The 22,801-nt window shown below is 43.1% G+C and carries 23 protein-coding genes; 11 read left to right on the top strand and 12 right to left on the bottom strand.

Annotated elements, in window-relative coordinates; genetic code table 11:
• The first annotated feature begins 7 nt into the window (after positions 1 to 7).
• Positions 8 to 1,006: an L-histidine N(alpha)-methyltransferase gene (locus FLA_RS11490; RefSeq protein WP_076380636.1), complete on the top strand. Its 999-nt coding sequence runs from the start codon at positions 8 to 10 to the stop codon at positions 1,004 to 1,006.
• Positions 1,007 to 1,015: 9 nt separating this feature from the next.
• On the opposite strand, the gene eutC is transcribed toward FLA_RS11490, so the two are convergent.
• The 4 genes from eutC to FLA_RS11470 are packed head-to-tail and all read right to left on the bottom strand — an operon-like array spanning position 1,016 to position 5,028.
• Positions 1,016 to 1,783 (bottom strand): ethanolamine ammonia-lyase subunit EutC, encoded by a 768-nt coding sequence (gene eutC, locus FLA_RS11485; protein WP_076380635.1) that lies wholly within the window; start codon positions 1,781 to 1,783, stop codon positions 1,016 to 1,018.
• Positions 1,784 to 1,791: 8 nt separating this feature from the next.
• A complete protein-coding gene (locus FLA_RS11480; RefSeq protein ID WP_076380634.1) occupies positions 1,792 to 3,168 on the bottom strand; it encodes an ethanolamine ammonia-lyase subunit EutB in 1,377 nt (458 codons plus the stop codon).
• The gene (gene eat, locus FLA_RS11475) at positions 3,165 to 4,472 is read right to left on the bottom strand and encodes an ethanolamine permease (protein ID WP_076380633.1); all 1,308 of its coding nucleotides are present in this window, start codon (positions 4,470 to 4,472) and stop codon (positions 3,165 to 3,167) included. Before eat ends, FLA_RS11480 begins: the two co-directional genes overlap by 4 nt.
• 31 nt (positions 4,473 to 4,503) lie before the next feature.
• Positions 4,504 to 5,028 carry an O-acetyl-ADP-ribose deacetylase gene (locus FLA_RS11470; protein WP_076380632.1) on the bottom strand — a complete coding sequence of 175 codons (525 nt, stop codon included), beginning with the start codon at positions 5,026 to 5,028 and terminating at the stop codon, positions 4,504 to 4,506.
• 73 nt (positions 5,029 to 5,101) lie between these two features.
• On the opposite strand from FLA_RS11470, the gene FLA_RS11465 reads away from it, so the two are divergent.
• On the top strand, positions 5,102 to 5,431 hold the full coding sequence (locus FLA_RS11465; protein ID WP_076380631.1) for a hypothetical protein: 330 nt from the start codon (positions 5,102 to 5,104) through the stop codon (positions 5,429 to 5,431).
• 141 nt (positions 5,432 to 5,572) lie between these two features.
• Positions 5,573 to 5,902, top strand: a complete 330-nt coding sequence (locus FLA_RS11460; RefSeq protein ID WP_076380630.1) for a hypothetical protein — start codon at positions 5,573 to 5,575, stop codon at positions 5,900 to 5,902.
• An 81-nt stretch (positions 5,903 to 5,983) separates the two neighbouring features.
• Here FLA_RS11460 and FLA_RS11455 read toward each other — a convergent pair whose 3' ends face one another.
• Positions 5,984 to 7,120, bottom strand: a complete 1,137-nt coding sequence (locus tag FLA_RS11455; RefSeq protein WP_096510934.1) for a hypothetical protein — start codon at positions 7,118 to 7,120, stop codon at positions 5,984 to 5,986.
• A 129-nt stretch (positions 7,121 to 7,249) separates the two neighbouring features.
• Positions 7,250 to 8,116 carry a DUF4382 domain-containing protein gene (locus tag FLA_RS11450; protein WP_084206363.1) on the bottom strand — a complete coding sequence of 289 codons (867 nt, stop codon included), beginning with the start codon at positions 8,114 to 8,116 and terminating at the stop codon, positions 7,250 to 7,252.
• Positions 8,117 to 8,316: 200 nt separating this feature from the next.
• On the opposite strand from FLA_RS11450, the gene FLA_RS11445 reads away from it, so the two are divergent.
• Positions 8,317 to 8,784, top strand: coding sequence for a DoxX family protein (locus FLA_RS11445; RefSeq protein ID WP_076380627.1), 468 nt, complete (start codon positions 8,317 to 8,319; stop codon positions 8,782 to 8,784).
• Between the two features lie 97 nt (positions 8,785 to 8,881).
• Here FLA_RS11445 and pyrR read toward each other — a convergent pair whose 3' ends face one another.
• Positions 8,882 to 9,403 (bottom strand): bifunctional pyr operon transcriptional regulator/uracil phosphoribosyltransferase PyrR, encoded by a 522-nt coding sequence (pyrR, locus tag FLA_RS11440; RefSeq protein ID WP_076380626.1) that lies wholly within the window; start codon positions 9,401 to 9,403, stop codon positions 8,882 to 8,884.
• A 92-nt stretch (positions 9,404 to 9,495) separates the two neighbouring features.
• Between pyrR and FLA_RS11435 the strand changes: the two genes are divergently transcribed.
• Positions 9,496 to 10,245 (top strand): FKBP-type peptidyl-prolyl cis-trans isomerase, encoded by a 750-nt coding sequence (locus FLA_RS11435; protein ID WP_076380625.1) that lies wholly within the window; start codon positions 9,496 to 9,498, stop codon positions 10,243 to 10,245.
• Positions 10,246 to 10,328: 83 nt separating this feature from the next.
• Here the strand turns inward: FLA_RS11435 and pruA are convergent, their stop codons facing one another.
• A complete protein-coding gene (gene pruA, locus FLA_RS11430) occupies positions 10,329 to 11,963 on the bottom strand; it encodes an L-glutamate gamma-semialdehyde dehydrogenase (RefSeq protein ID WP_076380624.1) in 1,635 nt (544 codons plus the stop codon).
• Between the two features lie 45 nt (positions 11,964 to 12,008).
• Between pruA and FLA_RS11425 the strand changes: the two genes are divergently transcribed.
• The gene (locus tag FLA_RS11425; protein WP_076380623.1) at positions 12,009 to 12,998 is read left to right on the top strand and encodes a hypothetical protein; all 990 of its coding nucleotides are present in this window, start codon (positions 12,009 to 12,011) and stop codon (positions 12,996 to 12,998) included.
• An 8-nt stretch (positions 12,999 to 13,006) separates the two neighbouring features.
• Here FLA_RS11425 and prfB read toward each other — a convergent pair.
• The 4 genes from prfB to FLA_RS11405 all read right to left on the bottom strand — a co-directional run bounded on the left by prfB (position 13,007) and on the right by FLA_RS11405 (position 18,719).
• Positions 13,007 to 14,099 (bottom strand): peptide chain release factor 2 gene (prfB, locus tag FLA_RS11420; RefSeq protein ID WP_197705886.1). Its coding sequence is split into 2 segments (ribosomal slippage): positions 13,007 to 14,050 and positions 14,052 to 14,099, totalling 1,092 coding nucleotides; the frame shifts between segments, so codons are not numbered across the junction.
• A gap of 176 nt (positions 14,100 to 14,275) precedes the next feature.
• Positions 14,276 to 16,732, bottom strand: coding sequence for an outer membrane beta-barrel family protein (locus tag FLA_RS11415; protein ID WP_076380622.1), 2,457 nt, complete (start codon positions 16,730 to 16,732; stop codon positions 14,276 to 14,278).
• A gap of 263 nt (positions 16,733 to 16,995) precedes the next feature.
• Complete coding sequence (locus FLA_RS11410) at positions 16,996 to 18,183, bottom strand: prolipoprotein diacylglyceryl transferase (RefSeq protein WP_076380621.1); 1,188 nt, start codon at positions 18,181 to 18,183, stop codon at positions 16,996 to 16,998.
• Between the two features lie 149 nt (positions 18,184 to 18,332).
• Positions 18,333 to 18,719: a BrxA/BrxB family bacilliredoxin gene (locus FLA_RS11405; RefSeq protein WP_317047814.1), complete on the bottom strand. Its 387-nt coding sequence runs from the start codon at positions 18,717 to 18,719 to the stop codon at positions 18,333 to 18,335.
• A gap of 263 nt (positions 18,720 to 18,982) precedes the next feature.
• On the opposite strand from FLA_RS11405, the gene FLA_RS11400 reads away from it, so the two are divergent.
• From FLA_RS11400 to FLA_RS11380, 5 genes are all read left to right on the top strand, one after another.
• Positions 18,983 to 19,405: an Hsp20/alpha crystallin family protein gene (locus tag FLA_RS11400; RefSeq protein WP_076380618.1), complete on the top strand. Its 423-nt coding sequence runs from the start codon at positions 18,983 to 18,985 to the stop codon at positions 19,403 to 19,405.
• Between the two features lie 163 nt (positions 19,406 to 19,568).
• Entirely contained in the window at positions 19,569 to 20,618 is a 1,050-nt protein-coding gene (locus FLA_RS11395) for an IS481 family transposase (protein ID WP_076383033.1), read from the top strand.
• A gap of 128 nt (positions 20,619 to 20,746) precedes the next feature.
• A complete protein-coding gene (locus FLA_RS11390) occupies positions 20,747 to 21,604 on the top strand; it encodes a TraB/GumN family protein (RefSeq protein WP_076380581.1) in 858 nt (285 codons plus the stop codon).
• Between the two features lie 9 nt (positions 21,605 to 21,613).
• A complete protein-coding gene (locus FLA_RS11385) occupies positions 21,614 to 22,111 on the top strand; it encodes an RNA polymerase sigma factor (RefSeq protein WP_076380580.1) in 498 nt (165 codons plus the stop codon).
• Between the two features lie 6 nt (positions 22,112 to 22,117).
• Positions 22,118 to 22,768, top strand: coding sequence for a hypothetical protein (locus FLA_RS11380; RefSeq protein WP_076380579.1), 651 nt, complete (start codon positions 22,118 to 22,120; stop codon positions 22,766 to 22,768).
• Positions 22,769 to 22,801 lie beyond the last annotated feature (33 nt).

The following is a 22,801-nucleotide window of genomic DNA, read 5'->3' as shown; positions in this document are numbered from 1 at the left end:
CGACGCTATGCAAATCAACACCTCAGGGAATGCGCCACAAGGACTGGAGCGTACGCTTACTTTTCGTGAGCAATTTTTTGATGATGTGGTTACAGGACTTAGTTGTTATCACAAACATCTGGACTCAAAGTATTTTTATGATGCTGCGGGCGATGCACTGTTTCAACAGATTATGCAATGTTCCGAATATTATCCTACCAACTGCGAAATGGACATTTTCATGAACAAACGCAGCCACATTGTGCATGCTATCAGCGAATTACTGCCGCCTGAGTATGACGTAATAGAATTAGGAGCAGGAGACGCCAGCAAATCCAAATACTTATTACAGGAAATGGTGAACCAAAACGTATCGTTCACTTACTACCCGGTAGACATTTCCGGTAACATACTCCTGGAACTGGAACAACAGCTGCCCAAAAGTATTCCCGGACTTTCCATGCACGGACTGCATGGCGATTATATGAACATGCTGAAACAAGCCACCGCCTTATCTAAAAAGCCGAAGGTTGTACTGTTTTTAGGAGGTAACATAGGCAACTTTGAGCCGGAAGCCGCGACACAATTCTGTACCGAGCTCAACAGCCAGTTAAATCCCGGCGACCTGATATTAATAGGTTTTGATTTAAAGAAGCATCCGATGATCATTTTGGATGCCTATAACGACAAACAAGGTTTTACCCGTGCCTTTAACCTCAATTTATTACACCGCATCAACCGCGAACTGAAAGGCAACTTTGCCATCAACCAGTTTGAACATTACCCCTGTTACGATCCCTCCACAGGCGCTTGTAAAAGCTACCTGATAAGTAAGGTTGCACAGGAAGTAAGCATTAATAATGAGGTAAGTTTTCTGCTGAACAAAGACGAGCCTATATATATGGAAATAGCACAAAAGTATAGCACCAGCGAAATCCATTTCCTGGCCAGCGAATCCGGTTTTACCAACATGTGTGAATTCACTGACAGTAAAGGCTGGTTTGCTGATCATCTATGGCAGGTGTAAAGACTCCTGCTACGTACCGGGTAATTGCGATAAAGAGTCATCTTTCAGCTGCACGCCCGACAACTGTAATGCAAAAGCTTGCTGAATAAGATAATGTATCCTGAAAGCAGCCTGCTGGTAAGGTAAACCTTCAGGCCGGATATTAGATACACAATTACGACTTTCATCTGTAAGGCCTGGCCTGGGGGCAAAAGTAATATAGGCTCCCAGGCTATCCGCCGAACTTAATCCCGGCCTTTCACCAATTAACATCAAAGACAGCTGCGCCTGCAATAGTGCAGCCGTTTCATCCCCAATGGCCACCCGGGCCTGCTGCACAATGGCTATAGAAGTAAAACTAAATCCACTGGCTTGCAACAAAGGCACCAACTGCTGTAGTAATTTACTGGCATGCGCCTGCACAGCCAATGCCGACAATCCATCTGCCAGTATAATAGCAATATGTGCAGGGCTATTCGCCTGTTGTTGTAAACTACCAACAGAGTCTGCTGATAACTTGCGCCCTAAATCGGGTCTTTGGAGATACTGCTGCCGTTGCATAGCCTGGCTTTGCAACTCCACCACCGGTAAAGACAAAACATCTAATGCTTCCTTCAGGTTTTCTATATCCAAAGCGGCATATACCGCATCACGGGCATGTGCATGCGCCAACCGGAAAGACAGGTTTTCTTTCAACGGTATTGCCGTTCCCGTTCTGCCCAATGCAATACGTGCATTCGTGTAAGCACGTAAAGCCGTCCAGGCATCTTCCCATATAGGCTGAGTATACTTTTCCATTCCGTGCTTTATTTTATTCCCTGGAGCAAACGATGCCCTGCAGGCACAGGTAACATATTCCCTCTTTCATCCATAATACCCTGCTGCAGCAACCACTGCGCAAATTCCGGAGCTGGCTGCAGCCCCAGCACCCTCCTGATATATAATGCATCATGAAAGGAGGTCGACTGATAATTCAACATCACATCATCTGCACCCGGTATGCCCATAATATAATTACAACCCGCTACCCCTAACAGGGTAAGTAAATTATCCATATCATCCTGATCAGCCTCGGCATGATTCGTATAACAAACATCTACCCCCATGGGCAACCCCAGCAGCTTGCCACAAAAATGATCTTCCAGAGCTGCGCGGATAATCTGTTTGCCATCAAACAAATACTCCGGACCAATAAATCCTACCACCGTATTCACCAAAAAGGGATTGAAATGTCTGGCTACAGCATAGGCCCTTGCTTCACATGTTTGCTGATCCATGCCTTCATGAGCATTGGCCGACAACGCACTCCCCTGGCCCGTTTCAAAATACATCACTTGATTACCGATGGTTCCTCTTTGCAGCGAGAGCGTAGCTTCATACCCTTCTTGCAATACCCCCAGGTTTACCCCAAAGCTGGCATTTGTTTTTTCCGTTCCACCAATAGATTGAAAAGCCAGGTCAACCGGCATATTCCGTTTCACCATTTCTATAGTGGTAGTAATATGGCATAATACACAACTCTGTGTAGGTATATCAAAGCGCAAACGCAGCTGATCCAGCATGTTAAGCAAGGCAGCGGTAATATCCGGACTGTCGGTAGCCGGGTTAATTCCAATCACCGCATCTCCACTGCCATATAGTAAACCGTCAATTATACCGGCAGCAATACCAGTCAGGCTATCCGAGGGATCATTAGGCTGTAACCGCACTGCCAGATGCCCCTTCAAACCAATGGTATTACGAAAACGTGTTACCACTTCACACTTTTTAGCCACACTGATCAAATCCTGATTGCGCATCAGTTTACTTACAGCAGCCACCATTTCAGGAGTAAGCCCCGGAGCCAGCTGCTGCAAAACAACAGTAGAAGCCTGGTCACTCAACAACCAATCTCGCAATTCACCTACAGTAAGGTGACTAACCATAGCAAAAGCAGCCACATGGTGCGTATCTATAATCAACCGCGTAATTTCATCTTTCTCATAAGGCACCAGCACTTCCTGCAAAAACACTTTCAAAGGCACATCTGCCAATGCCATCTGGGCCGCTACCCGCTCCTCATAACTCTCTGCTGCAACACCTGCCAGTGCATCGCCCGAACGGTAAGGCGTGGCTTTAGCCAGTAAAACAGTAAGACTGGGAAACCGGTAAGTATGCTGTTTTATGGTACAACTATAACTCATACAATAGAAGGAATACGATGACGACCTGTAAGATAAAACAAGGCTGTTACAATTACCAGCCCTATAAAAAACAAAGCACTTAACATAGGATAAAACCAGCAAATGGTTACACAGCATACCAGCGACAACACTAAAGCAACAGCTGGCATAAACGGATACAACGGCGCTGTAAAAGGCCGGTGCAATTCCGGCTCCTTTACCCGAAGCACAAAAAGGCTGATCATACTGGTAATATACATTACCACAGCCCCCAGAGTAGAAATGATCACCAGCTTTTGAGTATCCAGGTATCGTATTGCCAGCAGGCCCAATACGCCACCCACAAACAAAGCGAGGTGCGGCGTTTTAAAACGACTGTGTACTCGTGCCAGTATAGCCGGCAAAAAATTACTTCTGCCCAGCGCAAACAGCTGCCGCGAATAACTGATAATAATACTATGAAACGAAGCAATCAGTCCAAACAACCCTATACCCGCAAACAACCGGGTAATGCTGCTATTCTTCCCCAACACAATACCTATCGATTCAGGTAAAGGATAATCTATATTCGACAATAACCTCCAGTCTGTAATTCCCCCGGTAAAAATCATCACTGCAAGCGCCAGCACAGTCAACGTTAAAATACCAGAAATATATCCCCGCGGAATATCCTTTTTAATGTCACGCACTTCTTCCGCCACCATAGCCACTCCTTCAATACACACATACAGCCATATGGCAAACGGCAAAGCCGCAAACAGTCCGCTCCATTGCACCGGTAAAGCATGCGCCATAAAATTTACCCATTTAAAAGCAGGGGCCACAATACCCAGGTATATTAAAAGCTCCACCACAGCAAGCAGGGTAACTATTACAGAAAATACTGCCGACTCTTTTATACCCAGCAGGTTTATGAAAGTAAACAGGATGTAACAACCAATTGCTGTATATAAAACAGGCACAGAAGGATACAAAAAATGTACATAGCTACCCAACGCATAGGCAATAGCCGGCGCTGCAAATAAAAACTCAATTAACGAAGCATACCCTGCAATCAATCCCCCCAGCGGCCCCATAGCCCGGTAAGCATAGGCAAACGGCCCACCCGCATGCGGAACAGCTGTAGTTAACTCCGTGAAACTGAAAATGAAACATACATACAGTACGGTGATGATAAGGGTAGCTATTAAAAAGCCTACGGTACCAGAAGTGCCCCACCCATAGTTCCAGCCGAAATATTCACCTGATATCACCAGCCCCACAGCAATAGCCCAAATATGGATAGGCCTGAGCACTTTTTGAAGTTCAGAAGCGTTAGTTGGCATAAAATGTTTGTGTTCAGGTGAATATAATATTTTATTCTCGCATTAATAACTGCTGATATATATTATAATTCTCTTCATCAAAGCACACAAAAGTCACCTCTACTGCATCCTGCTGCTCCAGGAAAGCCCGCACCGTGGCAATAGCTATTTCTGCCGCTTTTTGTTTGGGGAAATGATAAATACCCGTTGAGATATTAGGGAATGCAATCGTGTGTACCTGGTTCCTTACCGCCAACGCCAGGCTGTTCCGGTAAGCATTAGCCAACAACTGCTCCTCCTTCACATCCCCTTTATTCCAAACCGGCCCAACCGTATGTATCACATATGTAGCCGGCAAATTGCCACCAGTAGTCATCACTGCTTCGCCCGTTTTACAGCCCCCTTGCTTTGCCCGTATCATTTTGCATTCCTCTAATATTGCTGAGCCACCTGCACGATGAATGGCCCCATCCACGCCTCCACCGCCTAATAAAGACGAATTAGCCGCATTAACAATAGCGTCCACCTTCACTTTAGTAATATCTCCTTTCAGCAATTTAAGATTCCGTGTTGTCATATAAACACAAGGTACAGCAGTTTTTTGGACGGCTTTTTGATTAAGTACAGGTACTAACAAAATTGTACAAACCATGAAAACTAAACATTTCCTGTCTACCCTGCTGGTAGCGTGTCTCCTATCCTTTACTGCCCAGGCAGCCAACATCAGTAACCATGATATTAAAATGCGTGTAAGCGCCATGAATACTGAGGAAAAACAGCAACGTTCTGAAGCCATCAGATTGCGTGTGGAAGAGATTAAAAACATGGATATGTCGCAACTTACCACTGCAGAAAAAAAAGAAATCAAAGCCGAAATGAAGATGATGCGCAAAGAAGCCAAAGCCATTGGTGGTGGCGGCATTTACATATCATTGGCTGGCGTAATCATTATCATATTGGTTTTAATATTGATATTGTAATCCTTCCTCTTTATAGATAAAAGCCGGTTTACTGAGAAAGTAAACCGGCTTTTTTTATGCATGAAAATTACGTTTTGGCATGTTTTGGAAAGCTTTTTGTTTTTAGTAAAGTAATTCTTAACCTATATAATCTGATACACTATGAAAACCAAACACATCTTACCCGCGCTGGCCCTGTTCACCTCTATCACATTTTCAACCCAGGCAGCTACACCCAGTAACAGGGAAATAAAAGAACGCATATCCGCAATGACGGAAGACCAGAAGCAGCAACGTTCCGAGGAAATAAAAATGCGTGTGGAGGAAATAAACAAAACAGATAAAAGCGAACTCACCACCGCAGAGCGCAAAGCCATGAAAGAGGAAATGAAGATGATGCGCAAAGAGGCAAAAGCTATGGGCGGCGGCGGCATTTACATCTCCCTGGCAGGTATCTTAATCATTATTTTAATTCTGATTCTTATTCTGTAAACAACAATCCCTTCATATAAACAAAAGAAGCTGCCTTCACTTATGAAGCAGCTTCTTCTATTATACACCGGTTATATCCGGCTAATTATCGTAGTAGTAATAATACTTCTTAATGTCCATCTCTTCCGGTTTGCCACCCTCATTTACCCGGTAGCTGATAATAAAATCCAGTTGGTTTGCTTCGTTATATTCATTCCTGTAAACCACCTTACTCATCAGTTTAGCATGTTCATCAGGAAATTTCATCACCTGTTCTATCAAATTTCCTTGCGCATCCACCTTTTTAATGGTACAGCCCAATTTACTCATCCCTGTTTTTGCTATAAACTGGCTGTTATACATTGCCACCAGCTCATCCATCCCCTGGCTTCTCAACCAGTTGTGCAAGGCTGCCAGGTTATAATACCCCATTACCCAATCCAGGTTCTCCACCTGCGAAAGCTGTGTAGTGGTTACATTACCTTTATAAACTGTTTCCTCTATTTTATATAACTGCATTTTACCATCGTATAATCCGTAATACTCCGTTTTCTCTATTTTTTTCTGAGTATTATAAAAATACTTTTTGGTAAAAGCCGGGTAGTTTGCCTCATTATACTTACCCATTTGCTCTTCGTTAATCAATAACTCATCTTTATATACATAGGTAAACAAACTGGTAAACTGTTGGTTGGTCAAAGTCATCTTAGATTGCAATAACCCCTTTTCGTATTGATATTTCACCACGGTAACCGTACCATCCTCCGTAGTACTGGTTTCCTCTGTTTTCAAGCCATTAGCATAGCGGTATATAATAGAAGATTTTGTTCCCTCTGTACAGTTATGTTTATGTTCCGCTACCAGTACACCATTTTCAGTAATGAATTCATCTATATAAGCACTTTCCTGTTCCTGGTACCATTTACTGCCCGGTGCTGCCTTAAAACCAGCAGTAGTAAACTGGGCATATGCTTTTGAGGTAGCAGTAAAATACAGGATGCGATAACTGTCGCCGGTATGTTCATATACCTGTAACACACTCCTGTCAGTATCTACAGCGGTTTTATGCATCGCAACAAACAGGTTGCTCACTGGTTTCTTCTGATCGTTATAAGTGAGTTCCCGCGTATGAGAATATTCCTCCGTCTTGTACTTTTCAGAAATAAGTTTGCCATCCCTATTGTAGATAGAAATACTGGTAACATCGTTGTCTTTAAACACTTCTTTAAAAAGCAGCATGGGAACATTAATTGGGTTGAGAATAAAAATAAGGGAAATAATGCATAAAAAAGCCCGGTTACCGCCGGGCACCTGGTGGTGCCGGCAATAACCGGGCAGGTAAAAGCGTAACACCGGGGGGCTTACTGCTTATTTATGAAGTTGAATCGCATTCAGTTTTTTATTATCTCCCGCACCCAGCACTACGCTATTAATAGTCGTATCCTGGTAACCATTAGAAGCATTTACAAACACACTATAAGTACCCGCTGTTAAACCACGCACCTTAAACTCACCATTACGGCCTGGTAAAGCATAAGCCGTATCAGTACCATTGTATACACTTATCACGGCATAGGCCTCCTGTGGTTTTACCGATCCTTGTAGTGATGCAGTAGTGTTTTCTATGAACCAGCGAATAACCGGGTTAAGATAGAAGGCATTATTACGAAGCTGGAATATTGATTTCTGTACATCAAAGTCAAGCCATAATCTTGACTTTCCCTTAGCATAACGCTCACACTCGTTACCTTTCAGTTTCAGCACAATAGTCAAACTGGTTTTATCACCCGGCAGGTTTAAAGGATAAGTGATGCTATCCTTCACCAGGCTGTTACGGTTGCCTATTTCAATTTTAATCTGCCTTACCTTTCCTTCACTGATAACACCCGAAGCCAGCAGCGTGTCTATACCATTACGCAGCTGTAACAAATCATATACGCCTGCACGTATCTGCAGGTCTTCCCATACCTTACAACTGTCCTTGTCTCCATTACCCCATCCCGGACGATCATCGTCACTCTTGTCACAGGTATCCACCAATACCTGAACCGATTGAATATCAATGTACACGTTGTCAAAATAGCCCGGGGCATCCGTCAAAAATAACGATACAGATTGTTTACCCTGGGGCACTACACCATCGGAAGACGAATTTTCTTTGTTACAGGCCACGAATAACATTGTGGCGGATGCGGCGGTAGCTATGGCGCCCATCATTAGATGCTTCATGTTCATAAGAGGAATATTTAGCGTAGACGTGTTATCGATGAAGCGTGGTTTATGTAAATTATTTTTTTAAGAATGCTTTAACCAATAAGCATGCCGGGTAAGGGTTTCAGAGATTAAAATATCAATGTCCAACCACCAACGACACTATGGGAACATTTTAGGCATTACCGGCACGAACGTTGTAGCCATAAATAAAATGCAATACTATGAGCATTCTACATCGATTAAAACACGAAAACTCGCTCAATCAGCCTAAGTGGTTGGTTCTGTTGAGAATGGCCCTTGGAGCAATGCTCTTTATCAAGGGAATTACGTTTATGGGCGACAGTAGTCAGCTGGAAAATTTAATTGCAAACAGTCAATTAAGGGGACAGTATTCACCTTTATTGGCCACTATCATATCCTGGACCCACTTATTTGGTGGTTTATTTATTTTAACCGGCCTGGCTACCCGTTACATGAGCCTGATACAAATACCTATCCTGTTAGGAGCGGTATTATTCGTAAACCTGCCCACTTTTACCCTGGATAATGCCTCCGAGCTAATCCTTTCTATCCTGATGCTGGTATTATTACTGGTGTTTGTAATAGAAGGCAGCGGTAAAATTTCGGCAGACGAATATTTCAGGACTTATTACCGCGCTGGTTACCATAAAGTAAAAGTGGATATTTAACGGTAACGCCTTTAAACAGAAAAGTCATTCAGAACAGCGGAATTACTCCAATGATCTGAATGACTTTTTTTTTATGCGCTCCCCGAAAGGGTGCTCATTACAATAACACTACTTCATCCTGTGGATCTTTTTCGCTCCAGTACACTTTCACTTTGTTTTGCGCGAATGTATCAATAGCACGTCCTACATAATCTGCATAAATAGGAAACTCCCTGCTAAAGCGCCTGTCAATTAATACACACAATTCTACCTTGGCAGGACGCCCAAAGTCCAGCAAAGCATCCAGCGATGCACGTATAGTTCTGCCAGTCCACAAAACATCGTCTACCAGAATTACATTTTTCCCCTCAATACTAAAAGGGATATCTGTAGCATTGGCCACATGTATATTGGTTCTCACATCATCCCTGTAAAAAGTAATGTCCAGCTTGCCATAGGGCACTGGCTTTCCAGGCAGTAACTCCTGCAAAGCAGCTACAATTCTATCGCTCAGGAATATCCCACGGGGTTGTAAACCTATTATTACTGTATTTTCCAGCTGTAAATGGTTTTCTAATATCTGACGCGCCAGTCTCTTCACTATCAAGGCTACCTGCTGTGCCGTTAGAATAGGTTTCAAAATATCTCTCTTATTTTGCCACTAAAATAAAGCATTCCAATGAATCCTGAATGCTGTATCTTAGGCGGGTTTAATTAATGCTATTGTAATAGATGAAAAAGATAATTGTAACCTTTGGCGCTTTGGCCGCCTTATCTGGTGCATTTGCCCAGACCAAAACAACCAAGCCTGCTACCGGCGGAGTGAAGAAAACAACCACTAAACCAGCTACAGCAAGCGGCACACAAAACATTACCGATACATTTAGCTACGCAATAGCTATGAGTACCGCCAGCTTTTTTAAAGATAAGGGCGTTAACCAGGTAAACATGGCTATGGTGCAGAAAGCATTTGAAGATGTGATGAAGAAAAACCAGCCTGCACTTACCCAGGAACAAATGAACCAGAGCATTATGAACCGCATGCAATCCCTGCAAAAGGATAAAACTGCAGTAGCTCACAAACAAGGTCAGGCGTTTTTAGCAGCCAATAAAACCAAGCCTGGTGTGGTTACTACCGCCAGCGGCTTACAATATACCATTATAAAAGAAGGTACAGGCCCGAAACCTAAGCTTACCGATAAAGTGAAGGTGCATTACCATGGTACTTTAACCGATGGCACTGTATTCGACAGCTCTGTTGACCGCGGCACCCCTATCGATCTGAATGTAAACGGCGTTATTGCCGGTTGGACCGAAGCTTTACAAATGATGCCCGTTGGCAGCAAATGGAAATTGTTTATTCCATCTGAACTGGCGTATGGCGACAGAGATGCAGGCCCAACCATCAAAGGTGGCTCTGCTCTTATTTTCGATGTAGAACTGTTGGCTATCGACGCTCCTGAAACAGGCGCAAATCAGTAATCAACTGTTGCCAATAAAAAAGGCGGTGGAGCAAATGCTCCACCGCCTTTTTTATTGGCAACCGGTTTAGTTAAACCCGGTAATTATTCTTCTTCAGACAGGAATGGATATTTATAATCCACCGGGGGATTAAACGTCTCTTTCACCGTACGTGCACTCAACCAACGGTATAAATTCAGCATACTACCCGCCTTATCATTGGTGCCGCTGGCCCGGGCTCCACCAAATGGCTGCTGACCTACTACCGCACCGGTAGGTTTATCATTAATGTAGAAGTTACCCGCAGCATTACGCAAACCTGCTGTAGCTTTAGCCACCGCTTCCCTATCCTGCGCCAGTATAGAACCTGTAAGCGCATAAGGCGAAGTAGAGTCTACCAGTGACAACACTTTATCAAAATCGTCCGCTTCGTACACATACAAACTTAGCACCGGCCCAAAAATCTCTTCCACCATACTCGGATAACGCGGATCTTTCACTTCAATAACGGTTGGGCTGATAAAATACCCTTCCGATTTATCATAAGTACCACCTACCAGTATGCTGGCCTTTTTATCATCCTTAGCCCTGTCTATATAACCGGTGATTTTATGAAAACTCTTTTCATCGATCACCGCATTAATAAAGTTGCCAAAGTTTTCCACTGTCCCCATTTTCATGGAATTAACAGTAGCAATCAGCTTGCTCTTAACAGCCGCCGCCAGGTTAGAAGGAATATAAGCCCTGGAAGCTGCTGAACATTTTTGTCCCTGAAACTCAAAAGCTCCTCTGGCCAATGCAGTAACCACCACATCTACATCAGCACTTTTATGCACCAGCACAAAATCCTTTCCACCGGTTTCACCTACAATGCGCGGATAGGTTCTGTATTTAGAGATGTTTTTACCAATAGTTTCCCAGATAGTATTAAACACGCCGGTAGAACCAGTAAAATGCACCCCTGCAAAATCCGGGTGCGTAAAACAGGCTTTACCCAAAGCCGGACCATTTACATATACCAGGTTAATAACCCCATCCGGCAACCCAGCTTCTTTTAAAATGCGCATAAACATTTGCGCAGAATACACTTGTGTATCTGCCGGCTTCCATACCACTACGTTACCACACATAGCAGCACTGGTAGGCAGGTTTCCACCTATAGCCGTAAAATTGAACGGGGTAATAGCCAGCACAAAACCCTCCAGCGGGCGCCATTCCATACGGTTGTGGATGCCCGGAGAAGAAGCTGGTTGTTGACGGTATATCTCACTTAAATAGTGAACATTAAAACGGAGAAAATCTATCAGTTCACAGGCGCTGTCAATTTCAGCCTGGTAAGCATTCTTGCTTTGTCCCAGCATGGTAGTACCATTGATATAAGCACGGTACTTGGTAGCCAGCAAATCGGCTGCTTTTAAAAAGATGTGCGCTCTTTCTTCCCAGGGCATGTTGGCCCATGCTTCCTTTGCCTTCAATGCAGCATCAATAGCCTGTTGCACGTTTTTGTCATCGCCCATATGAAAATGCCCCAGTACATGACTGGTTTCGTGCGGGGGACGAATCGCTATTTTTTTGCCGGTTTTCACCGCTCTGCCACCAATGTACATAGGAATGTCCAAAGGCTTTTTCTTCAATTCCACCAATGCTTTTTTTAACGAAGCACGTTCCGGAGAACCTGGTGCATAACTTTGCACCGGCTCATTAGCAGGCAGCGGGTAATTAAAATATCCCAGATTCATAGCTAAAAATTTTGCACAAACCTAAGAAATAAAGTTTCTTGCACTATGCGTTATTTCTGCAGGTTCTGGTTAACGGTATTGCGGTTGGCTGTTTCTATCATCAACAGCCGCAGAAAAGAAACAGCCCGGGCAAACAAATTGTTGGCCCAGGTAGAAGAAAAGCTGGGCGGCACCTTTGCACCCGCCACCCGTAAAAAAATAGCAGTCAGCTATGGCATCTACAATCCCATGATCTGCGATGTGTTTACCCGCTTACACGGACGACTCACCAATAATGCCGAAAAAGAAAAGCTCATTCACTACTTTATATGCAGTTCCCTGTTCGATGATTTTACCGATTACGACACTATCACCCTTGAACAGTTAAACGCTATTTCCTTTCACCCTGGTGAATATCAGCCCACCACTTTCGACGAAAAAGCCTTTCTGCAATCACATCTGTTGCTCCGCAACTACGTAAAGGACAAAACCACTTACCTGGATATTAACAAAGCATTGTATAAAGCACAGCTGGCTTCTAAAAAACAGTACCAGAGCCAGCTACCGCAGGAGGACATTCAACAGATCACCTTTACCAAAGGTGGCTATTCCGTGCTGCTATGCCGTCACTACCTGGATATAAACGCTACCAAAGTGGAAGAAGAATGCTGGTATCGCATAGGAACTATTATTCAACTCACCAACGACCTGTTCGACATTTATAAAGACCTGCAGGACCAGATTACCACCCTGCCCAACAGCATGACCAACGCATATGCCTTTGAACAGTTTTTTATGCAACAGGTAACACAAATGAAGGCATATATCCAACAACTCCCCTATTCAAAAGGCCTCAAACAACAATTTGCATTATCCATGGCTGGCATCTACGCCTTTGGTTTTATTGCCATTCAGCAGCTAAAAAACATACAAGGAAACCTGTTACAGCTACCCGATTTACAAACAATTCCCCGCAAAGCACTGATTGTAGATATGGAGAAAAAGAAAAACCTGAACCAATGGTTCAGGTTTACCTACAAATATGGAAGATTATAAAAATCTGTTTACGCTTCCTCTTCTTTGGCCGACATCAGGTAAGCTTTAATAAAACCATCCAACTCACCATCCATTACAGGCTGCACGTTACCTACCTCATAATCTGTACGGTGATCTTTGATCATTTTATATGGATGGAAAACATAACTGCGTATCTGACTGCCCCATTCAATCTTCTTTTTACTGGCATTGGTAACATTTTTCGCTTCTTCCCTTCTGCGCAGCTCTTCCTCGTACAACCGGCTCTTCAGCATTTTCAGCGCCAGTTCACGGTTTTCACCCTGTGTACGTGCCTGCTGACATTCCACTATAATCCCGCTGGGCAAGTGTTTTAAGCGCACCGCAGTTTCTACCTTGTTTACGTTCTGACCACCTTTACCACCACTTCGGTAAAATTCCCATTCCAGATCGGCTGGGTTCACCTCAATTTCAATACTGTCGTCAATCAACGGGTACACAAACACCGAAGCAAAAGAAGTATGTCTGCGTGCATTGCTGTCAAACGGCGAAATACGCACCAGGCGGTGCACACCACTTTCCGCTTTTAAAAAGCCATAGGCAAACGGACCGTCAAACTGCAAGGTAGCAGCCTTAATACCAGCGCCATCCCCTTCCTGGTAATCCAGTTCGGTAACCTTCCAGCCTTGCTTGTCGCCATACATACGGTACATACGCAACAGCATTTCTGCCCAGTCCTGGCTTTCGGTACCACCCGCCCCCGGGTTAATCTGCAGCACAGCTGGCAGTTCATCCTCAGGCTGGTTAAGCGTACTTTTAAACTCAGTGTCTTCAATGTCCTTTAAAGCCTGCTCGTAAGCAACACGTGTTTCTTCTTCTGTAGCATCACCGCCCTTCCAGAAATCAAACAATACAGCAAAGTCTTCCACGGCAGTTTCTACCTGCCGGAATAGCTTTAACCAATATTCATTAACCTTAATTTCCTTCATAATGGCCGTGGCACGCTGATTATCGTCCCAAAAGCCCGGCGAAAGTGAAAGCTGTCTGTCGTTATCTATTTTACCAATACGATTATCAACGTCAAAGAAACCTCCTCAGGACACTAACACGGTCCCTCATATCCTTAATTTGTTCAATTGTCATAGGGCAGCAATATAGTGAAAAAAAAGAAGCCCCAATAGACATTGGGGCCGTTACTATATAATGCACATGAGAAACACTTATGTCGAATTTTGTTATCTATGTTATTGAGTGCCTAAGTTGCACATCTTGCCTTACATATAAATAGGAAATATGGATGAATGGTAACAAAAAAAATGTTAATTCTCCTCTTTCACCCTGTTTTGCTCATCCCCTGCGCCCCCTCTCTTACGTTGCTGCGCAGTAGCACCCTGCCCCTTACTAAAACGGTAAGTAAAGCTCAGGTTCACAACCCTGTTATCCCACTGATTATAGATAGTGATATCCACATTCTGATATTTACTACTACCCCTGAATGCCTGTACGTTTAAAAAGTCACGAACGTTTAAGCGAAGCGTACCTTTTTTCTTTAAAATCTGTTTGCTGATAGCAAAATTGGCCGCTCCCATCGCACGCATGTCCAGCACTCCTTCTATATGGCGGCTCTCAATCCAGCCACTCAGCTCCATGCTCCAGGTACCACTCAATTGAAACTGGTTACTCATATTCGCCGTCATCGAAGGGCCACCCACTGCTATATATTCGTTATTCAGCAAACCGCTAAACCTTCTGTAATTCCCCTGTACATACAGGTTGGTCTTCCACCATTTGGTTACCGGAAAACCCGCACTCACACTGGCAGTAAACGTATATGAGCTGGCAATGTTACGCTTGGTCTGGTAAGAAGTAGTAATGCTATCTACCTGCTCCAGCACATCCAGTATAATATCATTTGTTCTGCTATAACCTACGCTGCTGGTTAAAAAACCATTCCAGGTATGGTTCAGTTCAATGTTATGGCTAAACTGCGGACGCAGATTGGGGTTACCTACCTGGTAAGTATATTTATCCAGGAAGTAATAGAAAGGGTTCATGTTCTCATAATCCGGCCTTTCAATCCTCCTGCCATAGCTTAATCCCAGCTGATTTTTAGCATTCGGATTAAAGCCCACAAACACCGTAGGAAACAGTTGCGTATAGTGCCTGTCAAAGGTTTCGCCTGTAGTAACCTGGTTACCGTTGGCATTCGTATTCTCAGCCCGTACGCCCAACTGGCTGCTCCATTTGTCGCTCCACTTCTTCGACAGATTTACATAAGCCGCATTAATATTCTCTTTGTACAGAAAGTGATTGCTTCTGCCCATATCAGCATCCCACTTACCTGTACCATTGTTTAAAATATCATACAATGCATTATTATCTGTTTTCACATAGCTGCTCTTAGCGCCCGCTTCCAGTTTAGCGTTGCCAGGCAAAGGATGCGTATAATCCACCTTCACACTATATATTTTTATATCAGAAGGAAGCCTGCCCTTCATATATTCATCCGCCCTTGTCTTACCCCAACTGTTATTGTAAAATGTATTACGAAAGGTTTGCTTGTCTTCCGATTGATATTGAATATAATCAATGTCAGCAGTCAGCTCCCTTCCGGTAGAATCAAATACATGTCTCAGATTCAAATTACCACCAAGGCTGTTAAAATTATTCTTATAAGTATTATCCGCTACCGTAATGCTGTCGATAGTACCATCAGGTCTGGATATTTGTGTAGTATTATGGTTCGTATTCACCCGGGGATTAAACATGCCATTCACCACTACACCAATCGTAGTTTTATTCGTAACCGCATAATCCGCACCTACCTTAAAGTTATGGTTCTGCCCGTTTTTAATCATCTTCGTTTGCTGGTCAAAGTTTGATACCAGCTCTTTCGTATCCTGATCACGAAACTTGCGGGTAAGACGCAGGTCCTGCATATTCTTGTTCCAATAATGACTATAGTTAGCAAACACATTCACCTTGCCTGTGCGATAGTTCACGCTCGCACTATTACTTGTTTTAGGATATAAACCCATGCCACCACCAATAGTAACCGAACCATTCAAACCTACTATTCGAGACTTCTTAGTTCGTATATTAATCACACCCGAGTTGCCCGCAGCATCATACTTCGCCGGAGGGTTAGGCATAATTTCAATTTGTTCCAGGTTAGTAGAAGGCATGTTCTTTAAAATATTAGCTAGTTCCGCAGCACTTAAATAAGTAGGTTTACCATCCACCAGAATCAACACCCCACCCTTCCCTTTCAAACTCACATTGCCATCTTTATCCACAGAAATGCCCGGCGATTTTTCCAGCACATCCAAAGCACTTAAACCTGCATTCGAAGCAGACGCCTCTACATTGATAATGGTTTTATCCAGGTGCTGTTCTACAAATGGTTTTTTACTGGTTACGGTAACCCCATTAAGCGCCGCCCCGGCAGCAACTAACTCAATTACCGGCATATGAAAAGCAGCCCCTTTCATTTCAAAAGCAGCGGAATATTGCTTCTGAAACCCCAGCGCTTCTATTGCCAGCAAATAATGGCCATTAACAAGCACAGGTAAAGTGAAGGCCCCGTTTTTAGCCGATACAGCCGCTTTTACAATGCTCGAATCTTTGGCTTTTAATAAGTATACCGAAGCAGCTTCTACCGGCGCCTGGTTGCTGATAACGCTTCCTGAAACAATTGTGGGTGATTGCGCGTAGGCACCTGCTAAAAAAGTATTTACTGTTAGTGCAATCAGGAATATTTGGATTTTGGTTTTCATTTTCTCACGTTTAGTACTTGCTCATGATTATTACATTTCAAAAGTAGGTACTATGCAAAACACAGTACAATACTTTACTTCGAACGGCCATATTTACTGATAAATGGCGAATCGTATTTCCGTAGTAGTACGTTTCAGTCTAAAATCCGTTACACTACGTCTTGCTTTTAGGGATAAACGGCAAGCAGAAGGGATGAGTGCAATACATAAAAAAAGGCCGCACCTTCCGGTACAGCCTTCCTGTATATTTAAATAGTAAACCGTTATGCTGCAGCCTGTTTCTTAGGCGGAGCATTGAAAAATTTACTGTTTTGCAATTTAGGAGCCAGTAAAAACAGGGCAATTCCGGCAATCATTAATAAGCTGGAAATAATCTCTGCCTGTGTAGGATTAAAGCCAAGAACATGTTGCTTGGTATTTACCCTTATCTTCTCAATCATAAAACGCTCCAGGCCATTCACAAACAGGTATAAAGCGAATACCCTGCCCGCAACCTTTAGTTTCTTACGGAAATACCATAACAAACCAAACAGCGCCAGACTCATAATAATCTCATATAATGGCGTAGGATATACCGGCTGTGGCAGATGGGTGCAATAATCATCCCAGGTACAATTCAGTAAAGGCACGCCCTCTTTATTCACGTTATGCGCATAATCATAAGCCCATGCCCAATCAGGTATCCAGGAAAAAGGTTTGGGTTTCAGGTTTACAATACCCCAATCGCCATCACCAGACACCTGGCAACCTACGCGACCTAAGCCATAGGATAACATCAAAACAGGACCAAATGCATCTGCAGCATGAATAATGTTCACCTGGTGCTTTCGTAAATACCATACAATAGCAATAGTGGCAAAGATTAAACCTCCGTAAAAGGTAAGTCCGCTGGGTGAAAACAGGTTACCCCACACATCCTGAACAAACCTGTCCCAGTTTTCAAAGTTATCAAACAACTTAGCGCCTATAAAACCTGCCACAAAAGCAATGATAGTAATATCACCCACCCTGTCGCTTGGCCATATGCGTATATTGGTTTCCTGTGGCTGAGGTAGTTTAGCCTTGTTTTTATCGTACCATTTCAGGCCGGCAAAAAACAAACCTAACCCCAAACCTGCCAGTATACTACCCTGGCCGGAGAAAATATAAGCTTGCGGATCTTTTAACCCGTTAGCATCAAACAATACTCCTAATATCTTGTAGCCGAAAACAAAACCCAGCAAAAAGTTAACCAGCAACTCACCGGCAGAAGCAGGCTTGCCCACTATCACTTTAGTGTCTTCATAACTCAATAGCCCTTCCTTCTCCTTACGCTTTAATTCTTTCATTAAAACCCAGGCAGAAATAAAGAATGCGATCGCCACAAAAAAACCAAAGGAGTTGACAATTTTGAGGGCGGGTATACTTATTCCAAAAAGCTCTTTAAACAGGTAATATAGATTAGGATACATCCGTAACTGATTTCAGTGCGTTGCAATGTTAGAAAAAATGTTTTACATATCGCATTGAAAATAAAAATCCCCCTGAGGAATCAGGGGGAAATATTTACTAACCCATCCATGATGAAAGCTAAAAGCTTACATGAAGGCTCTTTCAGCTGCTAACAATAGGTGTTGAAAGCAGCTATTAAATTATGTGCAATTGCCTGTGCTGGTCTTCCTTCAATCTGGTGACGCTCGATAAAGTGTACCAGTTGACCATCTTTAAACAACGCAATAGCGGGTGAAGATGGTGGGTAGGGCAATAAATGTTCTCTGATCTTCTTGATGGCATCAACATCAAATCCTGCAAAACTGGTAGTCAGGTTATCAGGACGCTTTTCTGTATTGTTTACTGCCATCAATACACCTGGTCTTGCACTGCCTGCGCTACAACCGCAAACAGAATTGATCATTACCAATGTGGTACCTGCTCCAGTTAGTGTTTTCTCCACTTCTTCGGGAGTTACTAATTCATTGAAGCCATTATCTGTTAACTCTGCCTTCATTGGCAGTACTATTTCTGCTGGATACATCTCGCTTATTCCTCCTTTTCCTTGTTAGGATAACAAAATTACGTGAAAACATCAATCCGTGAAAACCTTTTTTATGACATTTTGACCCTTAAACACATCTTTAACAGACAATTAGTCATATACACGTGGCAAAAATTGCCATTTTGGTCAAAAAAACACCTGAAAAACGGCATGGAACAACATTTGAACTATACCCTTCAGATCACAAAATTAAAAAAACAAAAAAAGGAATAATTATGACACTGGTAAAACACAACTACAGAAACCTGGGAAATCTATTTGATGAGTTCTTTACTTCTTTCCCTGCTAACAACAACAATGCTTTCAACAACAATGTACCTCCGGTTAACATTCATGAAAGCACAGATGCTTACACTTTACAACTGGTAGCGCCTGGTTTACAGAAGAGCGACTTTAAAGTGAACGTAGAGAAAGGTTTATTAACTATCAGCTATGAAAAGAAAACCGAGCAGGAGCAGAAAGAACAAAAAACACACCGCCGTGAATTTAACGTGTCCAGCTTCAAAAGAAGCTTCACTGTAGATGAATTGATTAATGTAGATGGCATTCAGGCCAGATACGAAAATGGAATACTGGAACTGCAGCTTCCTAAAAAAGAAGTAGTGAAAGTAACTCCAAAAGAAATTGCAATTAACTAATAGAGTTTTTGGTTAGATAAGGATAGTTTCATAAGAGTTGGTTTTGGTTAGAAACCCTGTGTGTTTACACAGGGTTTTTTATGTGTAGAAGTTAAGATTTGATCTGACAAATGGGATTAATTTTAAGTAACCACACTTTTAACCAATCCCAAAATGTCAGACCATGAAATCTGAAACTAAGTTAATCAAAACCAAGTTAGGACTCCTCAATTTAGCGGCTCATTTAGGCAATGTATCTCAAGCTTGCAAGGTAATGGGCTACAGTCGCGACAGCTTCTACAGAATTAAAGAGCTGTACGATACCGGAGGAGAAAATGCCCTTCACGAAATCAGCCGAAAGAAACCTATTATCAAGAATCGCGTTGAGCCAGCCATCGAAGAAGCAGTGGTTACTATGGCCTTCGAGAATCCTGCCTGGGGGCAGCAGCGGACCAGTAATGAACTGCGCAAGAAGGGTATTTTTATTTCAGGCGGTGGTGTTCGTAGTGTTTGGCAACGCCATGATCTGGAAGTATTTGATAAGCGCCTGAAAGCATTAGAAGCCCGTGTGGCTCAGGATGGTCTGATACTTACCGAAGCTCAGATGATAGCAATGGAGCGCAAAAAAGAAAAGCGGGAATCCCAGGGTGAAATAGAAACTATGCATCCAGGTTACCTCGGTTCCCAGGATACTTACTACGTGGGCACAATTAAGGGCGTGGGCAGGATCTATCAGCAAACCTTCATTGATACCTATAGTCGTGTGGCCTTTGCCAAGCTCTATGACGGCAAAACAGCCCTTACAGCAGCAGATACGCTGAATGATCGGGTATTGCCTTTCTTTGAATCACATCAGATCCCACTTCTTCGAATTCTTACAGACCGTGGCACTGAGTACAAAGGCAAACCAGAGCACCACGAATATGAACTATACCTGCAAATCGAGGGTATTGATCACACCAAAACCCAGGTGCGGCATCCACAGACGAACGGTATCTGTGAAAGGCTTCACAGGACTATGCAAGAAGAATTTTACGCGGTCACATTCCGGAAAAAACTGTACGACAGCATCGACGATCTGCAAAATGATCTGGATGCTTGGATGGAGTACTACAACAACGAAAGACCACATAGTGGCAGATATTGCTTTGGTAAAACTCCTATGCAGACATTTATCGAATCACTACCTTTAGCAAAACAAAAGCTGCTGAATGACCTATATTCAGCAGCTTAATATCTTTGTTTTAATCCTCGTTTGTCAGATCAAATACTATCTAATACATTTTATTTTTACCACCAGGTGTAATATTTGCACGCATCCCGGTACTAATAATCCGGGTAATTTATTCTAAGCATCAATTTATGAAATACCTTATTCCAGTATTCGTTTTCTTTTTATCTACCATGTGCCTGGCACAGAAACCCGTAGAAAAAACTTTGCTGTGGGAAATAAAAGGAAACGGACTCACCAGCTCCTCCTGGTTATATGGCACCTATCATATGGCCTGTGCAGATGAACTGAAAGTAGATTCCGCCATAACACATGCCTTTGCCGCAACTCAACAATTGTATTTAGAGCTGGACCTGAGCGATCCCACCCTTCAGTTACAATCACTCAAGTGGATGGGTATGGCTAACAAACAACGCCTGCAGGATCTGCTATCCCCTGCTGACTTTGATTCGGTTTGCGTGCTGTTCAAACAAAAAACAGGGTATGCCTTACGCCCTATGCAAAATACCAAACCTATAATACTGTCTTCCCTGTTATACCCCGCCCTCATGAAATGCACACCCGAAGGCTGGGAGCAGATATTCCTGAAAATGGCTAAAGAACGGAACGTACCCGTAAAAGGTCTGGAAACTGTAGCGTTTCAAATGAGCATCTTCGATTCTATTCCTTATAAAGATCAGGCCATCAGCTTTATGCAATCCCTGTATCATTTCGATAGTGTACAAAAAGCCAGTAGTAAACTGGTAGAGATGTATCAATCGAAAGACCTGGATAAAATGCAATCAGAAATTACAGAAGATCCCGACCTCGGCAAGTACGCATCCCTCTTACTATATCAACGTAACCAAAATTGGGTTCCCATTATAGAGGAACAGGCACGACAACAACCCACCTTTTTTGCAGTAGGCGCAGGACACTTAGGAGGCAACAGCGGTGTTATTGCCCTGTTACGACAAAAGGGCTATACCGTTACTCCTGTTTTTTACTAACTACTACTTATGCAAGCCTCCGCATCGTTTATTGCATTATTAACCGAACATCGCAACATTATATATAAGGTATGTAACCTGTATATGGATGATAAAGAACAGCGGGAAGATTTGTTCCAGGAAATTACCCTGCAAGCCTGGAAAAGCTTTTCCCATTTTCGCGGCGATGCAAAATTTGGCACCTGGTTGTATCGTGTAGCCCTGAACACAGCTATCACTTACTTTAAAAAAGAGCAACGCCGGGCCCCGGTAATGCTGGCAGACAATTTTCCTGATATAGCAGATAGCCACGATCCGGCCGATGAACAATTAATGGCCATGTACAAAGCCATTGCTACACTCTCTAAAATAGACAAAGCACTCATTATGCTTTACCTGGAAGATTATAGCTACCAGGAAATCGGCGAAATGTTGGGCATTACCGCCAACAACGTAGCAGTAAAAATGAACCGCGTCAAAATCCGTTTAAAGGAAGAAAGTAAAAAACATTATGAACCTGCTCAATAAGCTTTTATGGAACTGGATGATTTAAAATATCGTTTAAAAGAGAAGCTGGAGCAGCCGGCAACAGCCGATGTTTCGGCCCAGGACATTGCAGGACTGATGAAACGTCAAACAAAATCCGTACTGGATAAGCTTACCCGTAGCTTGTGGATAGAGATTATTTGCTCCCTGCTTTGTTTAATAGCATTTAGCATTGTCGCCCTCACCAGTAAGCAATTTGTATTACGCGTTTACTTTGGCTCTGTAATCGCCTTTGCCGCTGCACTATGCATGGTTCAATATTATCTGGTAGCCAAAATCAAACGGTATGGCAATACGCCCTTGCCTGTAAAAAACAATCTCAACGTTATTTATACTATTGTCAAAAACTACGAAACACGTTGTTATTGGATTTCTATGGCGTTGCTTCCCCTGTGCCTTTTCTTCTCGCTATGTCTCCATTATATAGCCTATGCACAGTTGCACGAAGGCGCTGCTCCTCCTATTTACCTGACCTGGCGCCCCTGGATAAAAATGCTGTCCTCACTCATTGTATTAAGCATAGCTGCACACTATCTTACCAAATGGTACTTCCGTAAATTGTACGGCAACTATCTCAAAGAATTACTAACATACATCGACGAATTACAATCACCTGAAGAAAAAGCAGCGCTGGCCTGATCACAAATAGTCAAAAATCATTTTATTTACATA

This window comes from Filimonas lacunae (assembly GCF_002355595.1).
GTDB classification, from domain to species: domain Bacteria; phylum Bacteroidota; class Bacteroidia; order Chitinophagales; family Chitinophagaceae; genus Filimonas; species Filimonas lacunae.
The sequence above is the reverse complement of the archived record's forward strand: the minus strand, read 5'-3'. Positions and strand labels throughout refer to the sequence as shown.

What these genes read in the sequence shown, in the direction of transcription:
- FLA_RS11490 (WP_076380636.1), top strand. Translation starts at nt 8, where the DNA reads ATGCAAATCAACACCTCAGGGAATGCGCCACAAGGACTGGAGCGTACG.
- eutC (WP_076380635.1), bottom strand. Translation starts at nt 1,783, where the DNA reads ATGGAAAAGTATACTCAGCCTATATGGGAAGATGCCTGGACGGCTTTA.
- FLA_RS11480 (WP_076380634.1), bottom strand. Translation starts at nt 3,168, where the DNA reads ATGAGTTATAGTTGTACCATAAAACAGCATACTTACCGGTTTCCCAGT.
- eat (WP_076380633.1), bottom strand. Translation starts at nt 4,472, where the DNA reads ATGCCAACTAACGCTTCTGAACTTCAAAAAGTGCTCAGGCCTATCCAT.
- FLA_RS11470 (WP_076380632.1), bottom strand. Translation starts at nt 5,028, where the DNA reads ATGACAACACGGAATCTTAAATTGCTGAAAGGAGATATTACTAAAGTG.
- FLA_RS11465 (WP_076380631.1), top strand. Translation starts at nt 5,102, where the DNA reads ATGAAAACTAAACATTTCCTGTCTACCCTGCTGGTAGCGTGTCTCCTA.
- FLA_RS11460 (WP_076380630.1), top strand. Translation starts at nt 5,573, where the DNA reads ATGAAAACCAAACACATCTTACCCGCGCTGGCCCTGTTCACCTCTATC.
- FLA_RS11455 (WP_096510934.1), bottom strand. Translation starts at nt 7,120, where the DNA reads ATGCTGCTTTTTAAAGAAGTGTTTAAAGACAACGATGTTACCAGTATT.
- FLA_RS11450 (WP_084206363.1), bottom strand. Translation starts at nt 8,116, where the DNA reads ATGAACATGAAGCATCTAATGATGGGCGCCATAGCTACCGCCGCATCC.
- FLA_RS11445 (WP_076380627.1), top strand. Translation starts at nt 8,317, where the DNA reads ATGAGCATTCTACATCGATTAAAACACGAAAACTCGCTCAATCAGCCT.
- FLA_RS11435 (WP_076380625.1), top strand. Translation starts at nt 9,496, where the DNA reads ATGAAAAAGATAATTGTAACCTTTGGCGCTTTGGCCGCCTTATCTGGT.
- pruA (WP_076380624.1), bottom strand. Translation starts at nt 11,963, where the DNA reads ATGAATCTGGGATATTTTAATTACCCGCTGCCTGCTAATGAGCCGGTG.
- FLA_RS11425 (WP_076380623.1), top strand. Translation starts at nt 12,009, where the DNA reads ATGCGTTATTTCTGCAGGTTCTGGTTAACGGTATTGCGGTTGGCTGTT.
- FLA_RS11415 (WP_076380622.1), bottom strand. Translation starts at nt 16,732, where the DNA reads ATGAAAACCAAAATCCAAATATTCCTGATTGCACTAACAGTAAATACT.
- FLA_RS11410 (WP_076380621.1), bottom strand. Translation starts at nt 18,183, where the DNA reads ATGTATCCTAATCTATATTACCTGTTTAAAGAGCTTTTTGGAATAAGT.
- FLA_RS11405 (WP_317047814.1), bottom strand. Translation starts at nt 18,719, where the DNA reads ATGAAGGCAGAGTTAACAGATAATGGCTTCAATGAATTAGTAACTCCC.
- FLA_RS11400 (WP_076380618.1), top strand. Translation starts at nt 18,983, where the DNA reads ATGACACTGGTAAAACACAACTACAGAAACCTGGGAAATCTATTTGAT.
- FLA_RS11395 (WP_076383033.1), top strand. Translation starts at nt 19,569, where the DNA reads ATGAAATCTGAAACTAAGTTAATCAAAACCAAGTTAGGACTCCTCAAT.
- FLA_RS11390 (WP_076380581.1), top strand. Translation starts at nt 20,747, where the DNA reads ATGAAATACCTTATTCCAGTATTCGTTTTCTTTTTATCTACCATGTGC.
- FLA_RS11385 (WP_076380580.1), top strand. Translation starts at nt 21,614, where the DNA reads ATGCAAGCCTCCGCATCGTTTATTGCATTATTAACCGAACATCGCAAC.
- FLA_RS11380 (WP_076380579.1), top strand. Translation starts at nt 22,118, where the DNA reads ATGGAACTGGATGATTTAAAATATCGTTTAAAAGAGAAGCTGGAGCAG.